This is a genomic window from Microbulbifer maximicatervae (SeqCode) (assembly GCF_052467305.1).
This window is the reverse complement of sequence record NZ_CP174306.1, coordinates 958289-975063: the sequence shown is the minus strand read 5'-3', so window position 1 is coordinate 975063 and position 16775 is coordinate 958289. Positions and strand designations below refer to the sequence as shown.

General features: G+C 43.6%; 26 protein-coding genes. 2 read left to right on the top strand and 24 right to left on the bottom strand.

Annotated elements, in window-relative coordinates:
• Positions 1-265 precede the first annotated feature (265 nt).
• From ACJJI4_RS04460 to ACJJI4_RS04375, 18 genes are all read right to left on the bottom strand, one after another.
• Positions 266-613, bottom strand: a complete 348-nt coding sequence (locus ACJJI4_RS04460; protein ID WP_444898083.1) for a hypothetical protein — start codon at positions 611-613, stop codon at positions 266-268.
• 266 nt (positions 614-879) lie between these two features.
• Positions 880-1374, bottom strand: coding sequence for a DoxX family protein (locus ACJJI4_RS04455; protein WP_444927222.1), 495 nt, complete (start codon positions 1372-1374; stop codon positions 880-882).
• 37 nt (positions 1375-1411) lie between these two features.
• Positions 1412-2776, bottom strand: a complete 1365-nt coding sequence (locus tag ACJJI4_RS04450; RefSeq protein ID WP_444895875.1) for an IS4 family transposase — start codon at positions 2774-2776, stop codon at positions 1412-1414.
• Positions 2777-3451: 675 nt separating this feature from the next.
• Positions 3452-3817 carry a hypothetical protein gene (locus ACJJI4_RS04445; RefSeq protein WP_444927221.1) on the bottom strand — a complete coding sequence of 122 codons (366 nt, stop codon included), beginning with the start codon at positions 3815-3817 and terminating at the stop codon, positions 3452-3454.
• A gap of 204 nt (positions 3818-4021) precedes the next feature.
• A complete protein-coding gene (locus ACJJI4_RS04440) occupies positions 4022-4306 on the bottom strand; it encodes a hypothetical protein (RefSeq protein ID WP_444927220.1) in 285 nt (94 codons plus the stop codon).
• A gap of 71 nt (positions 4307-4377) precedes the next feature.
• Complete coding sequence (locus ACJJI4_RS04435; protein WP_444927219.1) at positions 4378-4893, bottom strand: ClbS/DfsB family four-helix bundle protein; 516 nt, start codon at positions 4891-4893, stop codon at positions 4378-4380.
• Between the two features lie 120 nt (positions 4894-5013).
• Positions 5014-5262 carry a hypothetical protein gene (locus ACJJI4_RS04430; RefSeq protein WP_444927218.1) on the bottom strand — a complete coding sequence of 83 codons (249 nt, stop codon included), beginning with the start codon at positions 5260-5262 and terminating at the stop codon, positions 5014-5016.
• Between the two features lie 68 nt (positions 5263-5330).
• A complete protein-coding gene (locus tag ACJJI4_RS04425) occupies positions 5331-5669 on the bottom strand; it encodes an energy transducer TonB (protein WP_444927217.1) in 339 nt (112 codons plus the stop codon).
• A 121-nt stretch (positions 5670-5790) separates the two neighbouring features.
• Positions 5791-6135 carry a lipocalin-like domain-containing protein gene (locus ACJJI4_RS04420; protein ID WP_444927216.1) on the bottom strand — a complete coding sequence of 115 codons (345 nt, stop codon included), beginning with the start codon at positions 6133-6135 and terminating at the stop codon, positions 5791-5793.
• A gap of 61 nt (positions 6136-6196) precedes the next feature.
• The gene (locus ACJJI4_RS04415) at positions 6197-6547 is read right to left on the bottom strand and encodes a hypothetical protein (RefSeq protein WP_444927215.1); all 351 of its coding nucleotides are present in this window, start codon (positions 6545-6547) and stop codon (positions 6197-6199) included.
• Positions 6548-6582: 35 nt separating this feature from the next.
• A complete protein-coding gene (locus ACJJI4_RS04410) occupies positions 6583-6717 on the bottom strand; it encodes a hypothetical protein (RefSeq protein ID WP_444898087.1) in 135 nt (44 codons plus the stop codon).
• A gap of 94 nt (positions 6718-6811) precedes the next feature.
• Positions 6812-7234 carry a hypothetical protein gene (locus tag ACJJI4_RS04405; protein WP_444927214.1) on the bottom strand — a complete coding sequence of 141 codons (423 nt, stop codon included), beginning with the start codon at positions 7232-7234 and terminating at the stop codon, positions 6812-6814.
• A gap of 104 nt (positions 7235-7338) precedes the next feature.
• Positions 7339-7731 (bottom strand): hypothetical protein, encoded by a 393-nt coding sequence (locus ACJJI4_RS04400; RefSeq protein WP_444927213.1) that lies wholly within the window; start codon positions 7729-7731, stop codon positions 7339-7341.
• Positions 7732-7830: 99 nt separating this feature from the next.
• Positions 7831-8097 (bottom strand): hypothetical protein, encoded by a 267-nt coding sequence (locus ACJJI4_RS04395; RefSeq protein WP_444927212.1) that lies wholly within the window; start codon positions 8095-8097, stop codon positions 7831-7833.
• A gap of 97 nt (positions 8098-8194) precedes the next feature.
• The gene (locus ACJJI4_RS04390; protein WP_444927211.1) at positions 8195-8443 is read right to left on the bottom strand and encodes a hypothetical protein; all 249 of its coding nucleotides are present in this window, start codon (positions 8441-8443) and stop codon (positions 8195-8197) included.
• A gap of 82 nt (positions 8444-8525) precedes the next feature.
• Positions 8526-9158: a hypothetical protein gene (locus ACJJI4_RS04385; protein ID WP_444927210.1), complete on the bottom strand. Its 633-nt coding sequence runs from the start codon at positions 9156-9158 to the stop codon at positions 8526-8528.
• Positions 9146-9529 carry a hypothetical protein gene (locus ACJJI4_RS04380; protein WP_444927209.1) on the bottom strand — a complete coding sequence of 128 codons (384 nt, stop codon included), beginning with the start codon at positions 9527-9529 and terminating at the stop codon, positions 9146-9148. Before ACJJI4_RS04380 ends, ACJJI4_RS04385 begins: the two co-directional genes overlap by 13 nt.
• A gap of 162 nt (positions 9530-9691) precedes the next feature.
• Positions 9692-10123, bottom strand: a complete 432-nt coding sequence (locus tag ACJJI4_RS04375; RefSeq protein WP_444927208.1) for a hypothetical protein — start codon at positions 10121-10123, stop codon at positions 9692-9694.
• A gap of 332 nt (positions 10124-10455) precedes the next feature.
• On the opposite strand from ACJJI4_RS04375, the gene ACJJI4_RS04370 reads away from it, so the two are divergent.
• Positions 10456-11397: an IS110 family RNA-guided transposase gene (locus ACJJI4_RS04370; protein ID WP_444927207.1), complete on the top strand. Its 942-nt coding sequence runs from the start codon at positions 10456-10458 to the stop codon at positions 11395-11397.
• 28 nt (positions 11398-11425) lie between these two features.
• Here the strand turns inward: ACJJI4_RS04370 and ACJJI4_RS04365 are convergent, their stop codons facing one another.
• The 6 genes from ACJJI4_RS04365 to ACJJI4_RS04340 form a co-directional block, all read right to left on the bottom strand.
• The gene (locus ACJJI4_RS04365; RefSeq protein ID WP_444927206.1) at positions 11426-11920 is read right to left on the bottom strand and encodes a hypothetical protein; all 495 of its coding nucleotides are present in this window, start codon (positions 11918-11920) and stop codon (positions 11426-11428) included.
• 38 nt (positions 11921-11958) lie between these two features.
• Complete coding sequence (locus ACJJI4_RS04360; RefSeq protein WP_444927205.1) at positions 11959-12357, bottom strand: hypothetical protein; 399 nt, start codon at positions 12355-12357, stop codon at positions 11959-11961.
• Positions 12358-12455: 98 nt separating this feature from the next.
• Positions 12456-12926, bottom strand: coding sequence for a GFA family protein (locus ACJJI4_RS04355; RefSeq protein ID WP_444927204.1), 471 nt, complete (start codon positions 12924-12926; stop codon positions 12456-12458).
• Between the two features lie 85 nt (positions 12927-13011).
• On the bottom strand, positions 13012-13377 hold the full coding sequence (locus ACJJI4_RS04350; RefSeq protein ID WP_444927203.1) for a hypothetical protein: 366 nt from the start codon (positions 13375-13377) through the stop codon (positions 13012-13014).
• A 136-nt stretch (positions 13378-13513) separates the two neighbouring features.
• A complete protein-coding gene (gene ltrA / locus ACJJI4_RS04345) occupies positions 13514-14803 on the bottom strand; it encodes a group II intron reverse transcriptase/maturase (protein WP_444925282.1) in 1290 nt (429 codons plus the stop codon).
• 634 nt (positions 14804-15437) lie between these two features.
• Positions 15438-15986, bottom strand: coding sequence for a hypothetical protein (locus tag ACJJI4_RS04340; protein ID WP_444927202.1), 549 nt, complete (start codon positions 15984-15986; stop codon positions 15438-15440).
• A 579-nt stretch (positions 15987-16565) separates the two neighbouring features.
• Between ACJJI4_RS04340 and ACJJI4_RS04335 the strand changes: the two genes are divergently transcribed.
• Positions 16566-16751, top strand: a complete 186-nt coding sequence (locus tag ACJJI4_RS04335) for a hypothetical protein (protein ID WP_444908039.1) — start codon at positions 16566-16568, stop codon at positions 16749-16751.
• Positions 16752-16775 lie beyond the last annotated feature (24 nt).

The window sequence follows — 16775 nt, the reverse complement described above, 5'->3', positions numbered from 1 at the left end:
TCCAGCTTTAACGGGTGAAAGACTTCCCCGCAGAAATTTCTATTAACTCCCAATTAAACCTAATGATACCGGATACCTACTAAAAGCAAGCTAGTCTTTTTATTAACACCTCAAACACAGGACTTATGAAGTTGGAGGCTTTTTTGTGGGCAAAACGAGACCAGCTTTTCAAAGCTTCATGCTTTAACTTACATGGTTTCACTTGCCTGATCTTGACCCATGCATGCAGCGAAAGATAGGTTGCATGACATGGGATTATAAGGTATCACAGACGCTGTATTTGAACGTGCTGAATTTTACCACCATATACAACCACATCTTCCAAACCGGAATACTCTACTTTCTCTCCAGCATGTGTTTCACCTGTAAAGTTAAAGTTGAAATGAACTATCCCGGGTTTGGTTTCTGTAACACTGCATACTTCCCACTCAAGCTTTGAAAACATACCATGATGAAGTCTCTGCATAGACATGATGTCATTCACACCTAAGAATAGATCTCCTTTTCCTGACCTGAATGTGGAGCTTTCACAAAATAGTTTTGTGATTTCATCAAAATTACTTTCGTTTGAGAGTTTGAAATAATACTCTGCTACTTCCAAAGAACTCATCATCTTTTATTCCTCTCGATTACACATATCTGAGTTGTAGCATAGACCTACTCATATGCGCAACGCTTTACTCAGGCCATCACCGGGATAAAGCTGCTTTGGTCTACAGCACAAAGCGAGCAGAACATAGAATTCAGCAATTTGTTATGCTTTACTCCAAATAATTGAAAAAAAACCCACATGAATATAGGAGTATTGATTCCTAGTGATAAAACACCAAAATATTGAATACGTTTAAGCTTGGGCAGGCCTTACACACAACACCTCAATCAGCCGACTGCATTAGTGGTCGACAGCTTTAAAATGTTATGACCTTTCACACACAGAAAATATGCCCATGCAATTAGTATGATTTGCAGTGGCGCACGTAATAACAAATAAGCGGGCCCCCATTGATGCCCGCCAAGACCAATACCGTTTAATGCCGCATATATATTTGCAGGAAAGAAAATAACGAAAACTACAATAGCAAGCCATACAGCATGGAGCTGATATCTTGGCACAAAAAGAGCAATACCTATCAATAGCTCAATCAATCCAGTGAGATAGATTATTGCTAGGCGAAAAGGGATCCAAGACGGTAACATTTCCACCATGCCCTCCGTTTTAACAAAGTGCCCAACGCAGAAGAATATGAAGGTTATTCCCAATCCCCAATAGGCGTACTTTTTAACATTCAGAGGCATGCCGCTAAACTTTGAATAAATAAAAGAGATACCTAAGGGACTAGACAACAGTAAAAGAATAATTATTGGAGTTACCATAGTTTCCTCATAACGCTAAGCCTGTGTTTTATACACATCATTTAAGCCCATTTAAAGCCTCTGCTGCTTCAATATAATGGAGCAGTTTGGTATATCCCTGCCAAACAGTTTTAACCCCTGGTTCGCCATCACCTTTACGTCCTAGAAATCCCCCTAGGCCTGCCAACATACGCGTTATATCTCTCATGCTTGGAGGTATATTCGGTGGGGAACTTTTATCTCGCATCATCCATACCATGCGCCATTCTTTTTCAGAGTAAGCACTCGTACATGGTTCATCAGGAAGACTTCTTGCTTGTGTAGTTATCGAATGTAGTCGCCATCCAATAATCATATAGATCGCAATACAGTTCAACATTCGCTGCTCTGTTCTAAAACGATTACTTTCTATCTGGCATCCGCCTTTTACCACCCGAAAATAGGTTTCAATTTCCCACCGGCTTCGATACCACTCAATGATAACTCTCGCCTGCTTAAAGTCTTCAACTGGAAGATCAGTTAACAGCATCCACTCAATGCCTTTTTCACCCTCTGGTGGGGTTAATTCTTTAGCCAATACAGCATAGAGAGAAAGTGGTCGTTTAGATCTTCCTTTTCCTAGCAACCGTATCTCAGTAGTGGATACGTTGACCTTGGCTTTTCTTCCAGGCTCTCCATTCCGTTTGGGAATATCTACCGTGTATAGACCGACAGATTTCTGCTCATTCATATGATCCCAAAGCAAAACCGTTTCTTCTCCATCGAGCTCTAAAGTGCGATTGGCCTTAGCTCGAACGATATAGCTCGCCCGCCGCTGTTCACTTTGCTCTTCAGCCAGCTGAAACCACTCATGAATATCACCCTCTCTATCAGCAATACTCACAATTGTGCTTTCAGGGCAGTGCTCTTGTATCTGACAAGCCGTTTCGTAATGGTCTAGCCAGCGTCGACTCTCCTTATCCTTTATCGACTTGGTATAGCGGGAATTAGAACTTGATTCCTTATCTCTCTGCCACATACTACCTTCAACAACACCCAAATTAACTCTGGATGGTGTTATCGCGATGGAGGTGTGCAAGAGTTGTTGGTTGGTCTCTTTACGCCTAAGTGTTCCCATCTCTTTACTTTCTAGGTCAGTGGCAAAATTTAGAAAGGTAGTATCTTGTGGGATAAGAACAACAGGCTGCACTTTGATTCTCTCAAGAGTTGCCGATTTATGACCGCTCATAATAGAGTCAAAGTTGACTTTATCATTTTCTATAAAGCGATAAGCTGCAAACGTTTCTGCCCAAGTTTTGTTTGCACAAGGAATGCTATTGTTTGGGTCTGAACTTAAATTACTGAGAATATTAGACAAGCGCTTATTCAAGCGTGTATCACCCATAACCTGATTTTTTACTTCGTCCATGACCCAGTCCTGCATAATTATCCAGCCAAATCTGTAGTTCTTACTGGGCTAAACTGTAACTTATTGATTTACATAATAAAACTTAAAAAACTTGTGTATAAAACTTAGCGCTAAGCTCACCCACGGAGACGCATTCGCGCTGGAGCCGGTGACAGCGCCTCGTGTGGCTGTTCTTGCCCGATTCTGATATTGAAAGTACTTTTCGCTAACGGGTAAATTGGGAGCCATCTTCGGTGGCCACCGAAGACCTTGTTAGTCACAGTTCATTGCTAAACCGATTAGTTTATATAGACCATTAAAGAGTACGAACGTGACAGATATCCGCAAGGCACAACTCAGATAGTTATATGTATCTCAAGCCCGAATAGCAAGGTAGAGATAGCTTATCGCATGGAACCTCAACTGATCAATATCGGAATTGATACCGGCAATAAATAACTCGATATTCATGTGAGATCTACAGGCCAATTCTTTAGTGTCACCAATATAAATTTCATTAAGTCATTAAGGACGCCTCTCAATCTCAAAGAATATTAGCAGAGTCTACAGAAAGACTCGAATTAGAGTTTGTTTGTGCACGGAGAAAGCAGACTACCCCCTAAATACGAACATGAAAAATAACACCTACTGGGATGAAAGTATGGATTAAAAAATTGACGAGCAACCATAGTCACTTGCTATGAGAGCCTCTCATTGCGACGTAATCCCAATGACCGAACTGATTGAGAGTGACTGTTTACAGCTGGGGGATACTCCCTCTGAGCAGCAATACTGGATAGTTATCGCCATATCATAACCCGATGCGGGTATATGAAGTAAAACACTGGGTTGCTCACTGCCGACTTTATAATCCATAGAAGAGCTTGAAATTTCCTTTTTATCAAAAAATAGGAAGGTTTGAACTCGTCCCGCTAAGCAATTTTCGAGTTTGTTAGCAAACTCAAGCTGATATAGAAAAGTATCAACACTTCCAGAATCTATTTTTTCCAACTTAATAGACAGCGAGTCAGCATTTGCTCGTGTTACTTCAGTATTTTTAGGTAGGCCATAGGCCATAGGCCATAGGCCATAGCTTCGCCACAAAGCGCTAAAAATAAAAATTTTATAACATGCTTAAACATAGCTCGTTTAGCTCATAATGTCGGATTCAGGCGCGCCAGGAGCGAAGCGCCACTTGTGTATTAAGGGGAGCGCAGCAACCTTACACTCAAAAGTGCGTAGCTTTGGGTGTCGACTGGAACCCCTTGTTGTGTAGGAGAATTACCATATGATACTTGTAATTACTATTACTGCTACAATATACAAAACACCATTAATCGCAGTACGAATAGTTAACGGTGGGTCAGATTCTCTAGCGCTCAATTTCTTATATAGATAAATACTACTTAAGCTAACAAATACACATATCGTAGCAATTACATAATCTTGAACGCTAGGCACTGTCTTGCCTGTAAGAATATATGTAAAAAAAAGCAAAATACCTGATATAGGAAGCCCTATAGCTGTATATGCACTTAGCAGTACGTTTTTTGTTTCATTATTCACTCTTCACCTCGAACAAAACACTTAAATTAGGTGCTTCTTAGGCGTCATCTGGGTTTACAGGTTGTATGAATTTACTTGATATTATTCTGCCTCTTAAACCTGCGCACCTTTGTGCGGATATTTTTCATTGGAGATGAGGTATTAAACTGGATCATCCTCCCAAGGGTGTAACTTTTATACCAATTGTCTCCATAAAGTTCATCATTGCTCAATGAGCCTATAAGCTTCAGTATTTTTTGTATTGTAAACTGGAATTCTGTTAGCAACTGTTTATAAGACCAATCCTTATAGGATGCATGAAAGTGCTGCGCTAGCCTCCCAAGCTCATTCCAGCTGTAACCTTTTTCTGGAAAATCTACTTCAAGATTATTTGCCCTAAGCTCATGCCATTTTAGGACAAGATTTCCCCAACCGATCAGGTATGAAATAGTATCAGAAACACTTATTTCTGTATTTTTTACATTACCCTCGACACCAATCTCTCTCGAAAGCTCCCTGGGAACCCCCATATAATCAGCAAATAAATTTTCATAAGAATTTTCAATTGAGGAGATTAATTCTTCTTTATTTTTTGAAATTGAAGACATAGCTATCAATGGTTACTCGACTACAAAGTACTTATAGAACGTTCACATTTGCGGCGGGTGAAGCGTAGCGTAAGCCATTCGACCACGATAGCGGCGAATAATATGTGCTTGCTCAGTGATTTAACACCCACCATCACCGCCGCCTCCATCTCCACCACCAAAACCCCCTGAATCACCACCGCCAAAGTTAGTATCAGAGCCAGCCCCCTGAGTTAATCCAAACTTTACAATAAACCACAGCACACTGGAAATTAGGAAGCCAGTGAATACTAACGGGGCAAAAACTGAGTTAAGCAAATTTTCGGAAGTAAGATCGATCATATACCAAGATCCGACTAGGCCGAAAAAATTAATTATGAGTGATTTCATTTGCTCTCCTTGTACCATTTAACACCTTGCGGAGACCCATAGGGCCGTAGACTCGCTGCCTGTGATTGTTATTTCTGTATACACTTGCCGTCCAGATTGTAGCTTATTTTGAGCTTCATGCCATGAACTGGGGTAGTTACACCTATTAATTCCTTAGGCACTAACTTATACCTGATAAGAGCTTTTCTAGCTGCCTCATCAAATGCGCCTTCAGGATAAGAATCTATGATTTTAACATTTTCAAAAAAACCACCAGGCATTACCGTCAGTTCGAACCCTACCCAACCCTCTATGCAATTTTTAAGTGCCTCTAAAGGATAATTTGGCGTTACATAAATTATTGTTGCCGACGCAAATCCGGACACGAGAGAAATAGTGAGAATAAAAGTTATTGGAATGCTCTTCATGTTCTTATTCTCATAGAACTAAGATCAACGGCGGCTTACTTCGTGAACATTTAACATGCATATTGGAGTGCAGCAACGGTATAAAAAGCGCACAAAGTAAAACGTCAGCTACATTGCCCTGTTAAGGCTTTTGCCTGCTAAACGTAAATTTATTGCCATTTTCTACCAGCCCTCTAAAGAAATCCTTATCAATCTCGGCAATATGAGCCTTTACCATATGAGAACCATCCAAGCGAAGAATGAGAGTGTTACCTATTAACTCCCAAGCTCCTTCAAAAGGTAGAACCAAACTGCCTAGTTTTGGATAGTTTGTACACTTAAAAGTGTTGTCATATCGAAACTCACACTCGTCCCAGCCTGAATCACCACCAAATATGCCCCCACTCCTATCCTCCCAGGTGCCTACTAGATCCTGAGCTAAGCAAGTATTGCTACTTAGTAACAATAGAGTGATGAGCTTATTCATGGAGAACCTAAGCGCCTTTAGTATGTGCGGCCGCGTAACAAACGTCACATGCCTAATTTTATTATGTGCATTTACCTACTGCCTTAATTGAAAAATGTACTGTACCTGCATGACTTGTCTTTTTATATAGGCACAGCTCTGAGCCTATTTTAACTTGGCCAGGAGAGCTTACCCCCACATGAGCCAAGTTGCCGTTAGCTAATTTGACCAAGAGCTTAGGCTCATTTCCAGTTTGGCTGCCATCATAAACCTGAGCATGCGCGACACCTGAAACAAACTCAGTGCTTTTAGGAAAACCGACATATAGGAAGAGCACTCCAATTCCTAGCGTAACCAAGATTGCGAACAGAATGCCTTTGTGTTCGCAATACCAGAGTTCAACTGTCGCAAATATGGCTCGTTTATCTCTCATAGTCTAGACAATGCTGCCATTGCTTGTTAGCTTTTTTACTGAAAGTCCCCACGAGCTTTTAAAATACCATTTTTCTTCAAAAGAAACAGCTTATCGATATAGTTGCCGTAAACTACTACAGCAGAACTTCCCTCTATTTTGTAGTAAGGCTCAGGGAACTCGATCTTCACTGGCTTGATCTTCGTGTTCTTATTATATGAGTGGGCATAGTCATAAGCGGCATATGGAAGCCACGCAGAGACTGGAACGAACATCACCTACTTGTTAGCCTTTGCCACCAAGCTCGAACTTCTGATGCAACTCATAGATTTGCTCCGTAAGGATATTATTACAATTCTGAACCGCAATCCGAGCGCCTGACTTATCTCCGATAACCACATATCTTACCCCGACTTGAAAGTCGTATTTGCACGTACAGGCTGTATCAAGCTTTAGATAGATTTTTTCAATTCTATTTCCATTAAGATCTTCGACCTTATCAAATAGAACTTCAATAGACTCTATTCTTTCTTCATGCCCCTTTTCTTGCGATACGATAGTCTTTCGATATTGAACCTCTCCACGAAAGGTAAAATTCGACTCTTCTATTCTTTCAGATAATGTTTTCTTCGTATATTCAATCCAGCAGCTTGCCAGCCCACTTGGCGAGCATATCAATAGAGCTAAGACTACTAAGAATTTATTCATGGCTTAGAGGCTAACTTTGGGCGCTTTATGTGCAAAAATGGGAGCGTAGCGACCGCGCATAAAGTGCACAAAGTTAGACGTCAGCCTGCAGCGCATTGTTAAATTTATTCTCCGCCGGCGTCTGAATCGGAGGCATCTGCACCGGCGGCCAGTATGCGCCCAGGAACCTTACCTACCAGCCACAAAGTATTACAACAATAACAATACTGGTAAATCGGATCTCCAGGGACTTTTCCATGTGGCTCTATCTTCCCTATAGGCAATCGGCAATTTGGACACTTAAATACTTTAAATCTGAAATTGTTGATTGCGACCAGTATTGAGAAGAAAGATATTAACAGAAGTACCACCCCTCCAATAAATTTTCCTGCTTCTTGTGGGCCTACATGTGTATAAAGTTGACCCAACAAGAAAAAATGCAAAGCGCCAACAATTGCTTTCGCCAGGAATATGGACCCATTACTTTTATTTGCCGTTTTTATTCGTGGTTCGTTCATGGTAAAATTTAACGCTTTACTAAGGGACAGACAAACCAAAGGTTTGGCTGTCCCGCGTGAGCCACGCCTTTTGCGGCTGGAGTGCACTTCAGCAACTTGTTAAGTGTTGCTCTCAAGCCAATAAACTCCGTCATGTTGCCCAACTAAAATTTTATCGATTGATGGAATAAATATTTCAATATCACCACCAGGTTGATACTCCTCTTCAATAGCCCCAGCGATAAACTCTTTAAGCTCTCTTCTATCCATTGAGGCTGATTTTCTAATTTCACCTTTATTATGTGGACGCACTCTATCAAAGCTAACAACATCACTACTCAAGGAATCTATTAGTTCGAAAATATCATCCTTATTCAAGTATTCCATAAGAATTAACACTTAACGTTCGCATTTGCGACGGCTGGAGCATAGCGTAAGCCGTCCGGCCGCGATGTTAGCGAACAACATGCGCTTGTTGAGTGATCTAACACCCACCATCACTACCCCCTCCATCTCCACCACCAAAACCACCAGAATCACCACTGTCAAAGTAACCACCAATGCTAGAGCCCTGAGTTATCCCGAACTTCACAATAAACCACAGCACACTGGAAATTAGAAAGGCTGTAAATAATAATGGAGCAAATACTGAATTAAGCGAGTTTTCGGAGGTAAGATCAATCATATACCAAGATCCAACTAAGCCGACAAGATTAATGATGAACGATTTCATTGGCTATCCTTGTATCACTTAACGCCTGCCGCAGAGGCGAGCGTAAGCGAGTCCTGCCCGCAGGGCGTACTGCCGCCACTTGTTAGCTTTCATCGCACTTTTCCGCGATGTTACCAATCTCATAGGCTGCATCGACCCATGGTGCAGCAAATTGACTGTTACCACTACCTTGCAAAGTAATGGAGCCCATAATATCAGTAGAGTTGTACTCAAGTTCGAATACGTCCCCATCAAGTACAATTATCTCGGGATCTTTTCTCTCTCTTACACCCGAGAATATTTCAGCAGTCTCTAGCACTGACCTTTTTAATTTATCAACACCGGCGAACAACTCTTGGCAATGTCTGAGATCGATAACATGCGTTTCTACGTCATCTCCCTCGGTATGAGCAATAACCAGATATTCGTCACCTATGTGGTAGCCATATTCTGTCCCAGGCGCAAACCATGGGCCTACAATAAAGGTGATTCCGTCACGTTCCACGTTCTCTCCGAATCCACGGTCGAGGATATCCATATAAGGACTTTGAGCTGTACAGCTCAAAATCCCGATAGTAAATATTAGTAGATATTTCTTCATTTCTTCCTGAAAGCTAACGCCGCGGCCAAAGCAGCGCACCGTTTTGTGCAAAATGTGAGCGAAGCGAACTACACAGAAAGGTGCATAGTTTTGGGAATCCCACTGCAACGCCTTATTAAGTTTTACTGGTACCACTTCACCCCCTTGGTTTTATCCTTGTGTTCAACTGAATACAGATGCTCAATGGTTCCCTTGTATTCACCATGTTGAAACACGAGACGAACGTAACTACGATCATCTGGTGATACCGGTAGTTGCAAATAAAGAATATCATTTGCGCTACCCAATACGAATACTTGGCCAAGATCAATATATGTTACCGGCTTAAAATCTATTTTTGGTATTTGGATTTCTTTGCCGCCTAGTTCAAAATTCACTCCCTCAAGTTTATAGTGAGCTCTGTGCGGGTAAGTCGATAACTCTACACTTGAAACCTCAAAGCTCACCTTATAACTCTGACCTCTAAATTCGCCAGACATACCAATATGTGTAATGGGGCGAGCCACATCCTCTACTGCATTAGCGAAAAAAAACCCAGAATATTAAAACTAAAAATTTACGCATAATCTGATTAAAACTTAACGGTTCAAGCAGGGGCGCCAAACTGCGTAGCGGTTTGTGCGCCCCGGCGCGCGAAGCAGCCCTTGCTGCCTTGACTAGTTATGTTTTCATTGAACTCGTTCAAGGTGCTTTCCAGATAGTTTTTGATCAAAATCTAACTGTTTTGGGAGATTAATAGATGGGACTCCTTTAATTTCAACTTGTGCACGCCTGAGTGGAGCGCCAAAAGTTAAACAGTTAGTGCATTCCTCTACTTTTGATATTGTGACAATAGAGCCAGTAGGCAGCGTTTCTCTTGTTACCACCTTTGGACCACTCCAGCCAGGATCTCGTGATGAAATAATATAAACATGAATTTCATCGCTATAGCCTGGTGGCAAGTTAACCCTGGAATAGTCCATATCGGATATTAGTTTATATTGCTTGCCAATATATTGAGAATACTCTGGCTCGCTGCTGATATCTTTGTACTCTGCACGGCAAGCTGAAAGCAACAATGCCAAAGCTACTACAATAATCGCCCCTAATCTATTATTCATGTTTGCTCACACATAACGCCGCGCACAGCCGCCGGAGGCTATTGGCGGCTTTTGTGCTGCGAAGCGCACAAAAGGTGACAATGGCCGGAGGTCGGTTGCTGCGCCTTGTATCGTTGTTCTTGCCTAATTCTGATGTTGAAAATCCTTTTCGCTAACGGGTAAATTGAGACCCACCTTCGGCGGCCACCGAAGGCCTTGTTTGTCACAGTTCGTTGCTGCGCCGGTTTATAAAGACCGTTAACAAGTAGGAACGTGACAGACACTCACTAGGCATAACTCGGATAGTCATGTGGGCCTCGAGCCCGAATAGCAAGGCGGAGATAGCTTATCTTATGGAACCTCAAGAGATCAATGTCGGTATCGATACCAGCAGTAAACAACTCGATATTTATGTGAGACCTACTGGCCAATTCTTTAGTGTTGCCAATGATAAAAATGGCATTAAGGATGCCATTAAACAATTACAACCTCTTAAACCTCAAAGAGTATTAATAGAGTCTACAGGAAGACTCGAATTAGAGTTTGTTTGCGCCGCTGACAAAGCAGGATTACCTGTTGTTGTTTGCAACCCTTCACAGATAAGAAGCTTCGCTAAATCCGCAGGGCGCCTCGCCAAAACTGACAAGCTAGATGCAATGGATATTGCACATTTTGGTGAGGCCATGAAGCCAAGACTATCGGAGCTAAAGCCAGAAAAACTTAGGGAGATCAGTGGCTTACTGGCGGTAAGAAGTCAGTGTTTAGAGATGAGCACAATGCAAAAGAATCGGCTTCAGAGGATGCCTAAATCAGTGCACAAACCTATACAGGCCATTCTAAACACCATCAAGAAAGAGTTAAAAGGTATCGACAAGCAACTGGATAAACTGGTTAACAGTGTGTCTGAGTGGCGGCAAAGGCGGGACCTATTGTTGAGCGCTAAAGGGGTTGGAAATGTATTGGCTTATACATTGATGAGTGAACTTCCCGAGCTAGGAAAATTGAACCGTAAAGAAATCGCTGCACTTGTCGGTATCGCCCCGATGAACCGTGATAGCGGCAGCTTCCAGGGAAAGAGATATATTCGGGGTGGAAGGCATCGTGTACGAACGGTTTTGTTTGTTTCCATCATGTCGGCCATACAGCATCATCCCAAACTAAAGCCGATGTACAAGCGATTAGTCGACGCTGGCAAACCTAAAAAGGTCGCTCTGATTGCCTGCATGAGAAAGCAGATTACGATCCTGAATACGATGGTGAAAAATAACACCTACTGGGATGAAAGTATGGCTTAATAACTTGACGAACAACCATAGTCACTTGTTATACGCCTTTTTGATACTTTTCATTTTCCAATCTGTAGCGTTCACGATGTTTAACGCAAACTGCCTCTAGCCAATCATATTGATCTTGAATGTTATCAAAGGAATCATCTCGAATAAATTTTACAAAGTTAAATCTCGACTTCCCTTCTAATTTATTCATTGGTGTTTCTATAGCTTGATTTAGCAAAGTATCATATTGTTTTTGGTCTATCGTGAATGGACTCCATGATGCCCCCGGACTCATTCCTCCATCGCCTCCACCGCTAGAAAATGTCTGATTAGCAACATGTAAAGGCGGAAATACTCCACAGGCTCCAAAATATGGAATGTCATAGACTAAGGTAAGAAGGTCTCCATTCACATCTTCAGGTGGATGATGGAATTCATGCCTAGTGTAATCAATAGACGTCGTGTCTTTGAGTATTGGTGCATCCATTTTAGAATCACTACATCCTGCGATGATCATTAATAGTACGATGGTGAATTTTTTCATAGCGTTGGACGTCCCGCGGAGGCCCGCAGGGCCGTAGCTTACTGATTGCGCTTGTTAGCCATTTCTTGGAGCTGCGCCAGTCCCTCTTTACCGATATCCCCGAGCGAGCGAGTATTTGAACAGGAACTAATTTCTGGAATCGAACCAGTTTTCCCAAAAACTACATACTTGTATCCTACCACCATGTGAGACGCACACATATCTTCGGGAAACAATGTATTTTTTACAGTTTTGGTATCTGTTACGCCTTCAATTCTTTCTAATTCAACTAATTCGTTTGTGACTACACCATTGTCACCAAGCGTTGAAGACTGAACCTGGCCGAGATAAACATAGTCAGACTCCAAATATCTCTTCTCAAGAGGAGCATCTACGCAGTAGCAACCGAACACCAATTGAGCTTTAAACAGCAATAAAAATATTATGAATATCTTCATTCTAAGACGACCTTATGGCTAACGCCGCGCTCAGCCGCTGGCGTAGCCGGTCGGCTGCAGCTGATGGTTATGTGGCACCACTCTGTACCGCCATCGAGTTATTCTTGCTGCTCACCTACAATTGCGAGTGCTGCTGCAAGACTCGGATCTTCGTCACACCGTGTACGAGGAAGCTCATCGTCAAAGTGTACCCATAGCAACTGCGTCTCTACGCCGTAGTGAAAATTAAGTGTTATAACTTCTGGATGATCGAGTGTCCCGAGTTGAATCCAATATGTATCCGGCCCACTTGCACCGCTAACAGGTACGAGATAGCGGTCTGTTAGGGAGCTACCGCAGTCTGGGCAGAACCCTCGTTCCTTAAATGACCCTCTTACATAGAATTTCGGCTTCCCTTTGGTAAAGCAGAGTGCGGATTTAGGGATGCCGACAAACGCCGAGAATGCGCTGCCAGTGTATCTTTGGCACGCTCGACAGTGACATGTACCGGCCTCGCTTACAGGCCCCGATGATTCATACCGGATGGCCCCGCATAGGCAACCTCCCGTGATTGTGGTTTTATCACTCATAGACTCTGATCAATCCCGACTGGTCTTAGCCACATACGCCTCAAGCTGCGGCGCGAAGCGTCCGACAGCCTTGACTTGTTAAGCACTAGTGGTCTCGGTTAAAAGAAACTTTACCACGCTCTTTAAGTTCACCATGCACATATATTTCCCAAAAGTAGTCACTCGATCCATGACATACAACGGATGCATCCTTACCGCTCTTGTCATCCTTGAAATCTCTAGGAAAGTTTACCTTTGAGGAATTATGTCCACTTGCTTTCAATTTCGCTGAGAACTCGTGCCCATCTCCAGACCTTACTTTATAAAGCACGTCGTAGCCCTTTGTTCCAAATTTATCCCATACTGCAAAATTCATATTAAAGCACGCAGCTGTTAACCACGCTGGTTCAATTGAGTAGGTGGGCAAACTTGTGAAGATAGTTAGAAGGAGGATACAAAATATTTTCTTCATTGACGCAATCTATATTTGTAGGATGCTGTAGTGGTAGGACAGCCGGTTACCCTAACTGCCCCCACGCAGATCCGGACGTGCGGAACTACCGCATCCGGCTCTTCAGTAATATATTCGCTCGTGTAAAGCACGAACCCTAATACCAGTCCACAAGTATACTGCGTTTGTATACTCGCGGTGGCTTTAGCCCAAAATATCCCAGCATTTCCTTTAGACCATTCCAGTTGTAACTCTTGCGCTGACTCCGCCGGTTGAGCCATTTGTGTATGCTGTGTAAAACATAGCTGTACAAACGGGACAAGCTTCGACTGTTGTCTGGTAGACCGAAGTAGTTCTGGAACCCCTGTAGCTTGCGCTTCAGTGTGGGCAGCCATTCTCTCAGACGCTCACTGCGCTTGGCTTTGATCCAGTGGTAGAGCGCTTCCATTGCGCCCTTCTGTTTCTGTGCGGCAGTCCGGCGCCTGAGCCTGGGGCGTTTGTTGACGTCCAAGCTCCAGTAGAACTCAAAACCCAGAAACTGGAACTGCCGTTTTCGGCCCGGATGGAAGCGGCTAAAGCGCTTCAGGTGCGTTTTCTCGGGGGCTAACTGCAGGCCAAACTTGTTCAGCCGTTGCGGTAGTACCCGGTAAAAGCGCTCTGCATCCGTTTTCAATTGGAAAGCCACTACATAATCATCGGCGTACCGGATTAGCATGGCTCTGCCACGCATACGCGGCTTAACTTTCTTCTCGAACCACAAATCCAGGACGTAGTGCAGATAGATGTTCGCCAGTACCGGACTGACCACACCTCCTTGCGGGGTGCCTGCTGCCGCTTTACTGAACTTACCATCTGGAGTTTGCACGCGTACTTTCAGCCACTGCTTAATCAGTGTCAGCAGGGCTTTGTCGTCGATACGAAGGGCTAGCATCCGCAGTAACCAGTCGTGATCCAGCTGATCAAAGAAGCCTTTAATATCGGCTTCAACGATGTAGCCGTAGCCTTTGAATTGCAGATTTAAGCCAAGACTGTGTACGGCTTGGTGGGCGCTTTTCCTGGGACGGTAACCGTAGCTGAAGGGCAGAAAATCCTGCTCCCAGATACTTTGCAGTAGCTGCGCTACGCTCTGCTGCACCAGTTTGTCTTCCACCGTAGGCAGCCCCAGTGGGCGCTGCTTGCCGTTGCCTTTGGGAATCAATACCCGCTTAATCGCCTGGGTGCGGTAGCGTTTGTCACACAGCCGTTGATGTAGGCATTGAATATTTTGCGGCAGTCTTTGCCGGTAAACTTCGGTAGTTACTCCGTCGATACCGGGGCGGGCCTGCTTATTGAGCTGGCCCCAGCTTTGATACAGCAGGTTGGAATTTAGCAGTCCGTATAAATTCTGAAACCTGTGTCTGGGGTGGCTCTGTGCTTTAAATGCGATGGCGTGCAAGGCGGTTGTCATAGTGTCTCCAGCCCTACTTTGTCCGGACTATGTTTCTGTTGCACACCGATATTACTGTCAGCCCCTTCGCCATGTAAGCGGCTTTCCCGCTCTCGGACTACTATGAGCTGATCCGACTTCCGAGTGGTCTTCGTTGGTTTCGCCATTAGGCTTAACGTCTCTACCTGCTCCTTCAGGAACCTGCTCGGATCTCTCAAGTTCTCAATACTTCTCTTTCTACATGCCACGGCTTAATAACCCCGCCGATCCGCAACAACCTTACCATTACGGTTGCATTGCCTGGACTTCGATGGCGTTACACATCTCGTCAATCGGAGCTCACTTTATTATCGGAGCGATACCAGCACTTCAGGATCACGATAATCCCTATGGCCTATAGAATTCTCTGTGTACGCTTCACATAGTTTGTTCACAGTTGAAAAAAAAGATAATTATATTTTCTTTCCCTTCTGTTCCGCCCTACGCGCAACACTCGATACAGGTGGCTGGTTAGGCCTTACCCGACAGGGACTTCCACCCTGCAAGAAGCATCAAGCTTAGCTTGACGCACTAACGCCCGCATAATCGGCAAGCGGCGCATAGCGCCGATTGTCCGGTGGAAGCCCTTAGGGCTGGAACGAAATTCATGCGCTTGTTATGGATTGCAGACCTCGCTGAACTGTTTGCTAAATGCTGATTGCACATTAGGGAAGTAGCTACTTTTTGACACAAACCTATTTAGAACATCTCTAGCAGAGAAAAACTGCTTTTTTTCTTCACTGGACATGCCTTTATGAAATAGATAGTAATCTTCATCAGCGCTCATCGCCGTCTTTTCCGATGTATAGAAGGAATCATTGGCCATAGCTAAATCCACTCTATTTTCCAGTGAACCACTTGAAGTTACTTTTAACGAGAAGCTAGGCACCAATTTCGCGATCGTACTACCAGTATTAAGTAGACTCGGATCGATAATATTCAATTTTTCTGCTACATAGATATTTAATTTGTTGTGGCGTACCTGATATTTTACAAATGGCTTTATGATTTTGAAAGCTACCTTATCCTCTTCAAAAAGATTTTTTGTGGCTTCTAGCATCGATACACTTTGAGAATTTAAATATTTTTTGTATTGCTCGATTTCACATGATGCATTTGCAAGACTGCAATACATAAGGGACATCAGAAAAACTACATTCTTCACTTAGATCTCCATGATCCATAACGTTGCCAGCAAGGGCAGCCGAAGCAAAGCGTAGGCTGTCCAGCCCAGCCACCGGCTGGGCGATCTTGCCTGGCCTGGTTATAGCTGGCGCGCTCTGAACGACCTACTTGCTCTCTGCCAGCCAACTTTGGCTGGCCACTGCCCGATAAATTTACAGGGAAAAATACCATACTTTCCCCACCAGTTAACTAGCTGATTGGCACTCCACAATGGTGCAGCTGGCTTGCAGAACTTGTTGGCTTTAAACGAAGGCACTTGAACGAAACTGCGGTACCAGTTTGAAGGAGAACTCTCTGGCGAAGCGTGTTCAGGTAGAGATTGTTACTTGCAGCAACTACAAACCATCTAAAAAATGACCGCCACAATAACGTTGCCAACAGGGGCAGCCGGAGCGTTTGCGTGCGAAGCGCGCCGCGTAGGCTGTCCAGCCTAGCCCCATAGGGGCTGGGCGAGCCTGCTTGGCCTAGTTATGGGGCCCCATTGTATAATAAATAACCCTGAATTATCCCATAAAATAACGCGCCCACCACAACACTACTTGGAACATAGTAACGAGCGTTGTTTACCGGTAAAGCCGCCGTCAATAATGCTGAACAAACTGCTGAAACCATAGCAACACCAAACCAGTTTCCCTTTAACCCTGGTGAAACTGCCCAAAGTACATATGCCATGGGAATCAAGCTTGAAGCAAAAAGACAAACCATGAATTTCCAAAGATATACACTTAATTTTTGGTCTTTGTGAATTTGGCTCAATTTCTAGCCCTAT

Bases quoted from the DNA above. Each gene is read 5' to 3' on its own strand.
- ACJJI4_RS04375 (WP_444927208.1), bottom strand. From the start codon at position 10,123: ATGAATAATAGATTAGGGGCGATTATTGTAGTAGCTTTGGCATTGTTG.
- ACJJI4_RS04360 (WP_444927205.1), bottom strand. From the start codon at position 12,357: ATGAAGATATTCATAATATTTTTATTGCTGTTTAAAGCTCAATTGGTG.
- ACJJI4_RS04370 (WP_444927207.1), top strand. From the start codon at position 10,456: ATGGAACCTCAAGAGATCAATGTCGGTATCGATACCAGCAGTAAACAA.
- ACJJI4_RS04390 (WP_444927211.1), bottom strand. From the start codon at position 8,443: ATGAAATCGTTCATCATTAATCTTGTCGGCTTAGTTGGATCTTGGTAT.
- ACJJI4_RS04450 (WP_444895875.1), bottom strand. From the start codon at position 2,776: ATGCAGGACTGGGTCATGGACGAAGTAAAAAATCAGGTTATGGGTGAT.
- ACJJI4_RS04435 (WP_444927219.1), bottom strand. From the start codon at position 4,893: ATGTCTTCAATTTCAAAAAATAAAGAAGAATTAATCTCCTCAATTGAA.
- ACJJI4_RS04460 (WP_444898083.1), bottom strand. From the start codon at position 613: ATGATGAGTTCTTTGGAAGTAGCAGAGTATTATTTCAAACTCTCAAAC.
- ACJJI4_RS04405 (WP_444927214.1), bottom strand. From the start codon at position 7,234: ATGAATAAATTCTTAGTAGTCTTAGCTCTATTGATATGCTCGCCAAGT.
- ACJJI4_RS04425 (WP_444927217.1), bottom strand. From the start codon at position 5,669: ATGAAGAGCATTCCAATAACTTTTATTCTCACTATTTCTCTCGTGTCC.
- ACJJI4_RS04355 (WP_444927204.1), bottom strand. From the start codon at position 12,926: ATGAGTGATAAAACCACAATCACGGGAGGTTGCCTATGCGGGGCCATC.
- ACJJI4_RS04400 (WP_444927213.1), bottom strand. From the start codon at position 7,731: ATGAACGAACCACGAATAAAAACGGCAAATAAAAGTAATGGGTCCATA.
- ACJJI4_RS04350 (WP_444927203.1), bottom strand. From the start codon at position 13,377: ATGAAGAAAATATTTTGTATCCTCCTTCTAACTATCTTCACAAGTTTG.
- ACJJI4_RS04415 (WP_444927215.1), bottom strand. From the start codon at position 6,547: ATGAGAGATAAACGAGCCATATTTGCGACAGTTGAACTCTGGTATTGC.
- ACJJI4_RS04395 (WP_444927212.1), bottom strand. From the start codon at position 8,097: ATGGAATACTTGAATAAGGATGATATTTTCGAACTAATAGATTCCTTG.
- ACJJI4_RS04365 (WP_444927206.1), bottom strand. From the start codon at position 11,920: ATGAAAAAATTCACCATCGTACTATTAATGATCATCGCAGGATGTAGT.
- ACJJI4_RS04445 (WP_444927221.1), bottom strand. From the start codon at position 3,817: ATGGCCTATGGCCTACCTAAAAATACTGAAGTAACACGAGCAAATGCT.
- ACJJI4_RS04420 (WP_444927216.1), bottom strand. From the start codon at position 6,135: ATGAATAAGCTCATCACTCTATTGTTACTAAGTAGCAATACTTGCTTA.
- ACJJI4_RS04430 (WP_444927218.1), bottom strand. From the start codon at position 5,262: ATGAAATCACTCATAATTAATTTTTTCGGCCTAGTCGGATCTTGGTAT.
- ltrA (WP_444925282.1), bottom strand. From the start codon at position 14,803: ATGACAACCGCCTTGCACGCCATCGCATTTAAAGCACAGAGCCACCCC.
- ACJJI4_RS04455 (WP_444927222.1), bottom strand. From the start codon at position 1,374: ATGGTAACTCCAATAATTATTCTTTTACTGTTGTCTAGTCCCTTAGGT.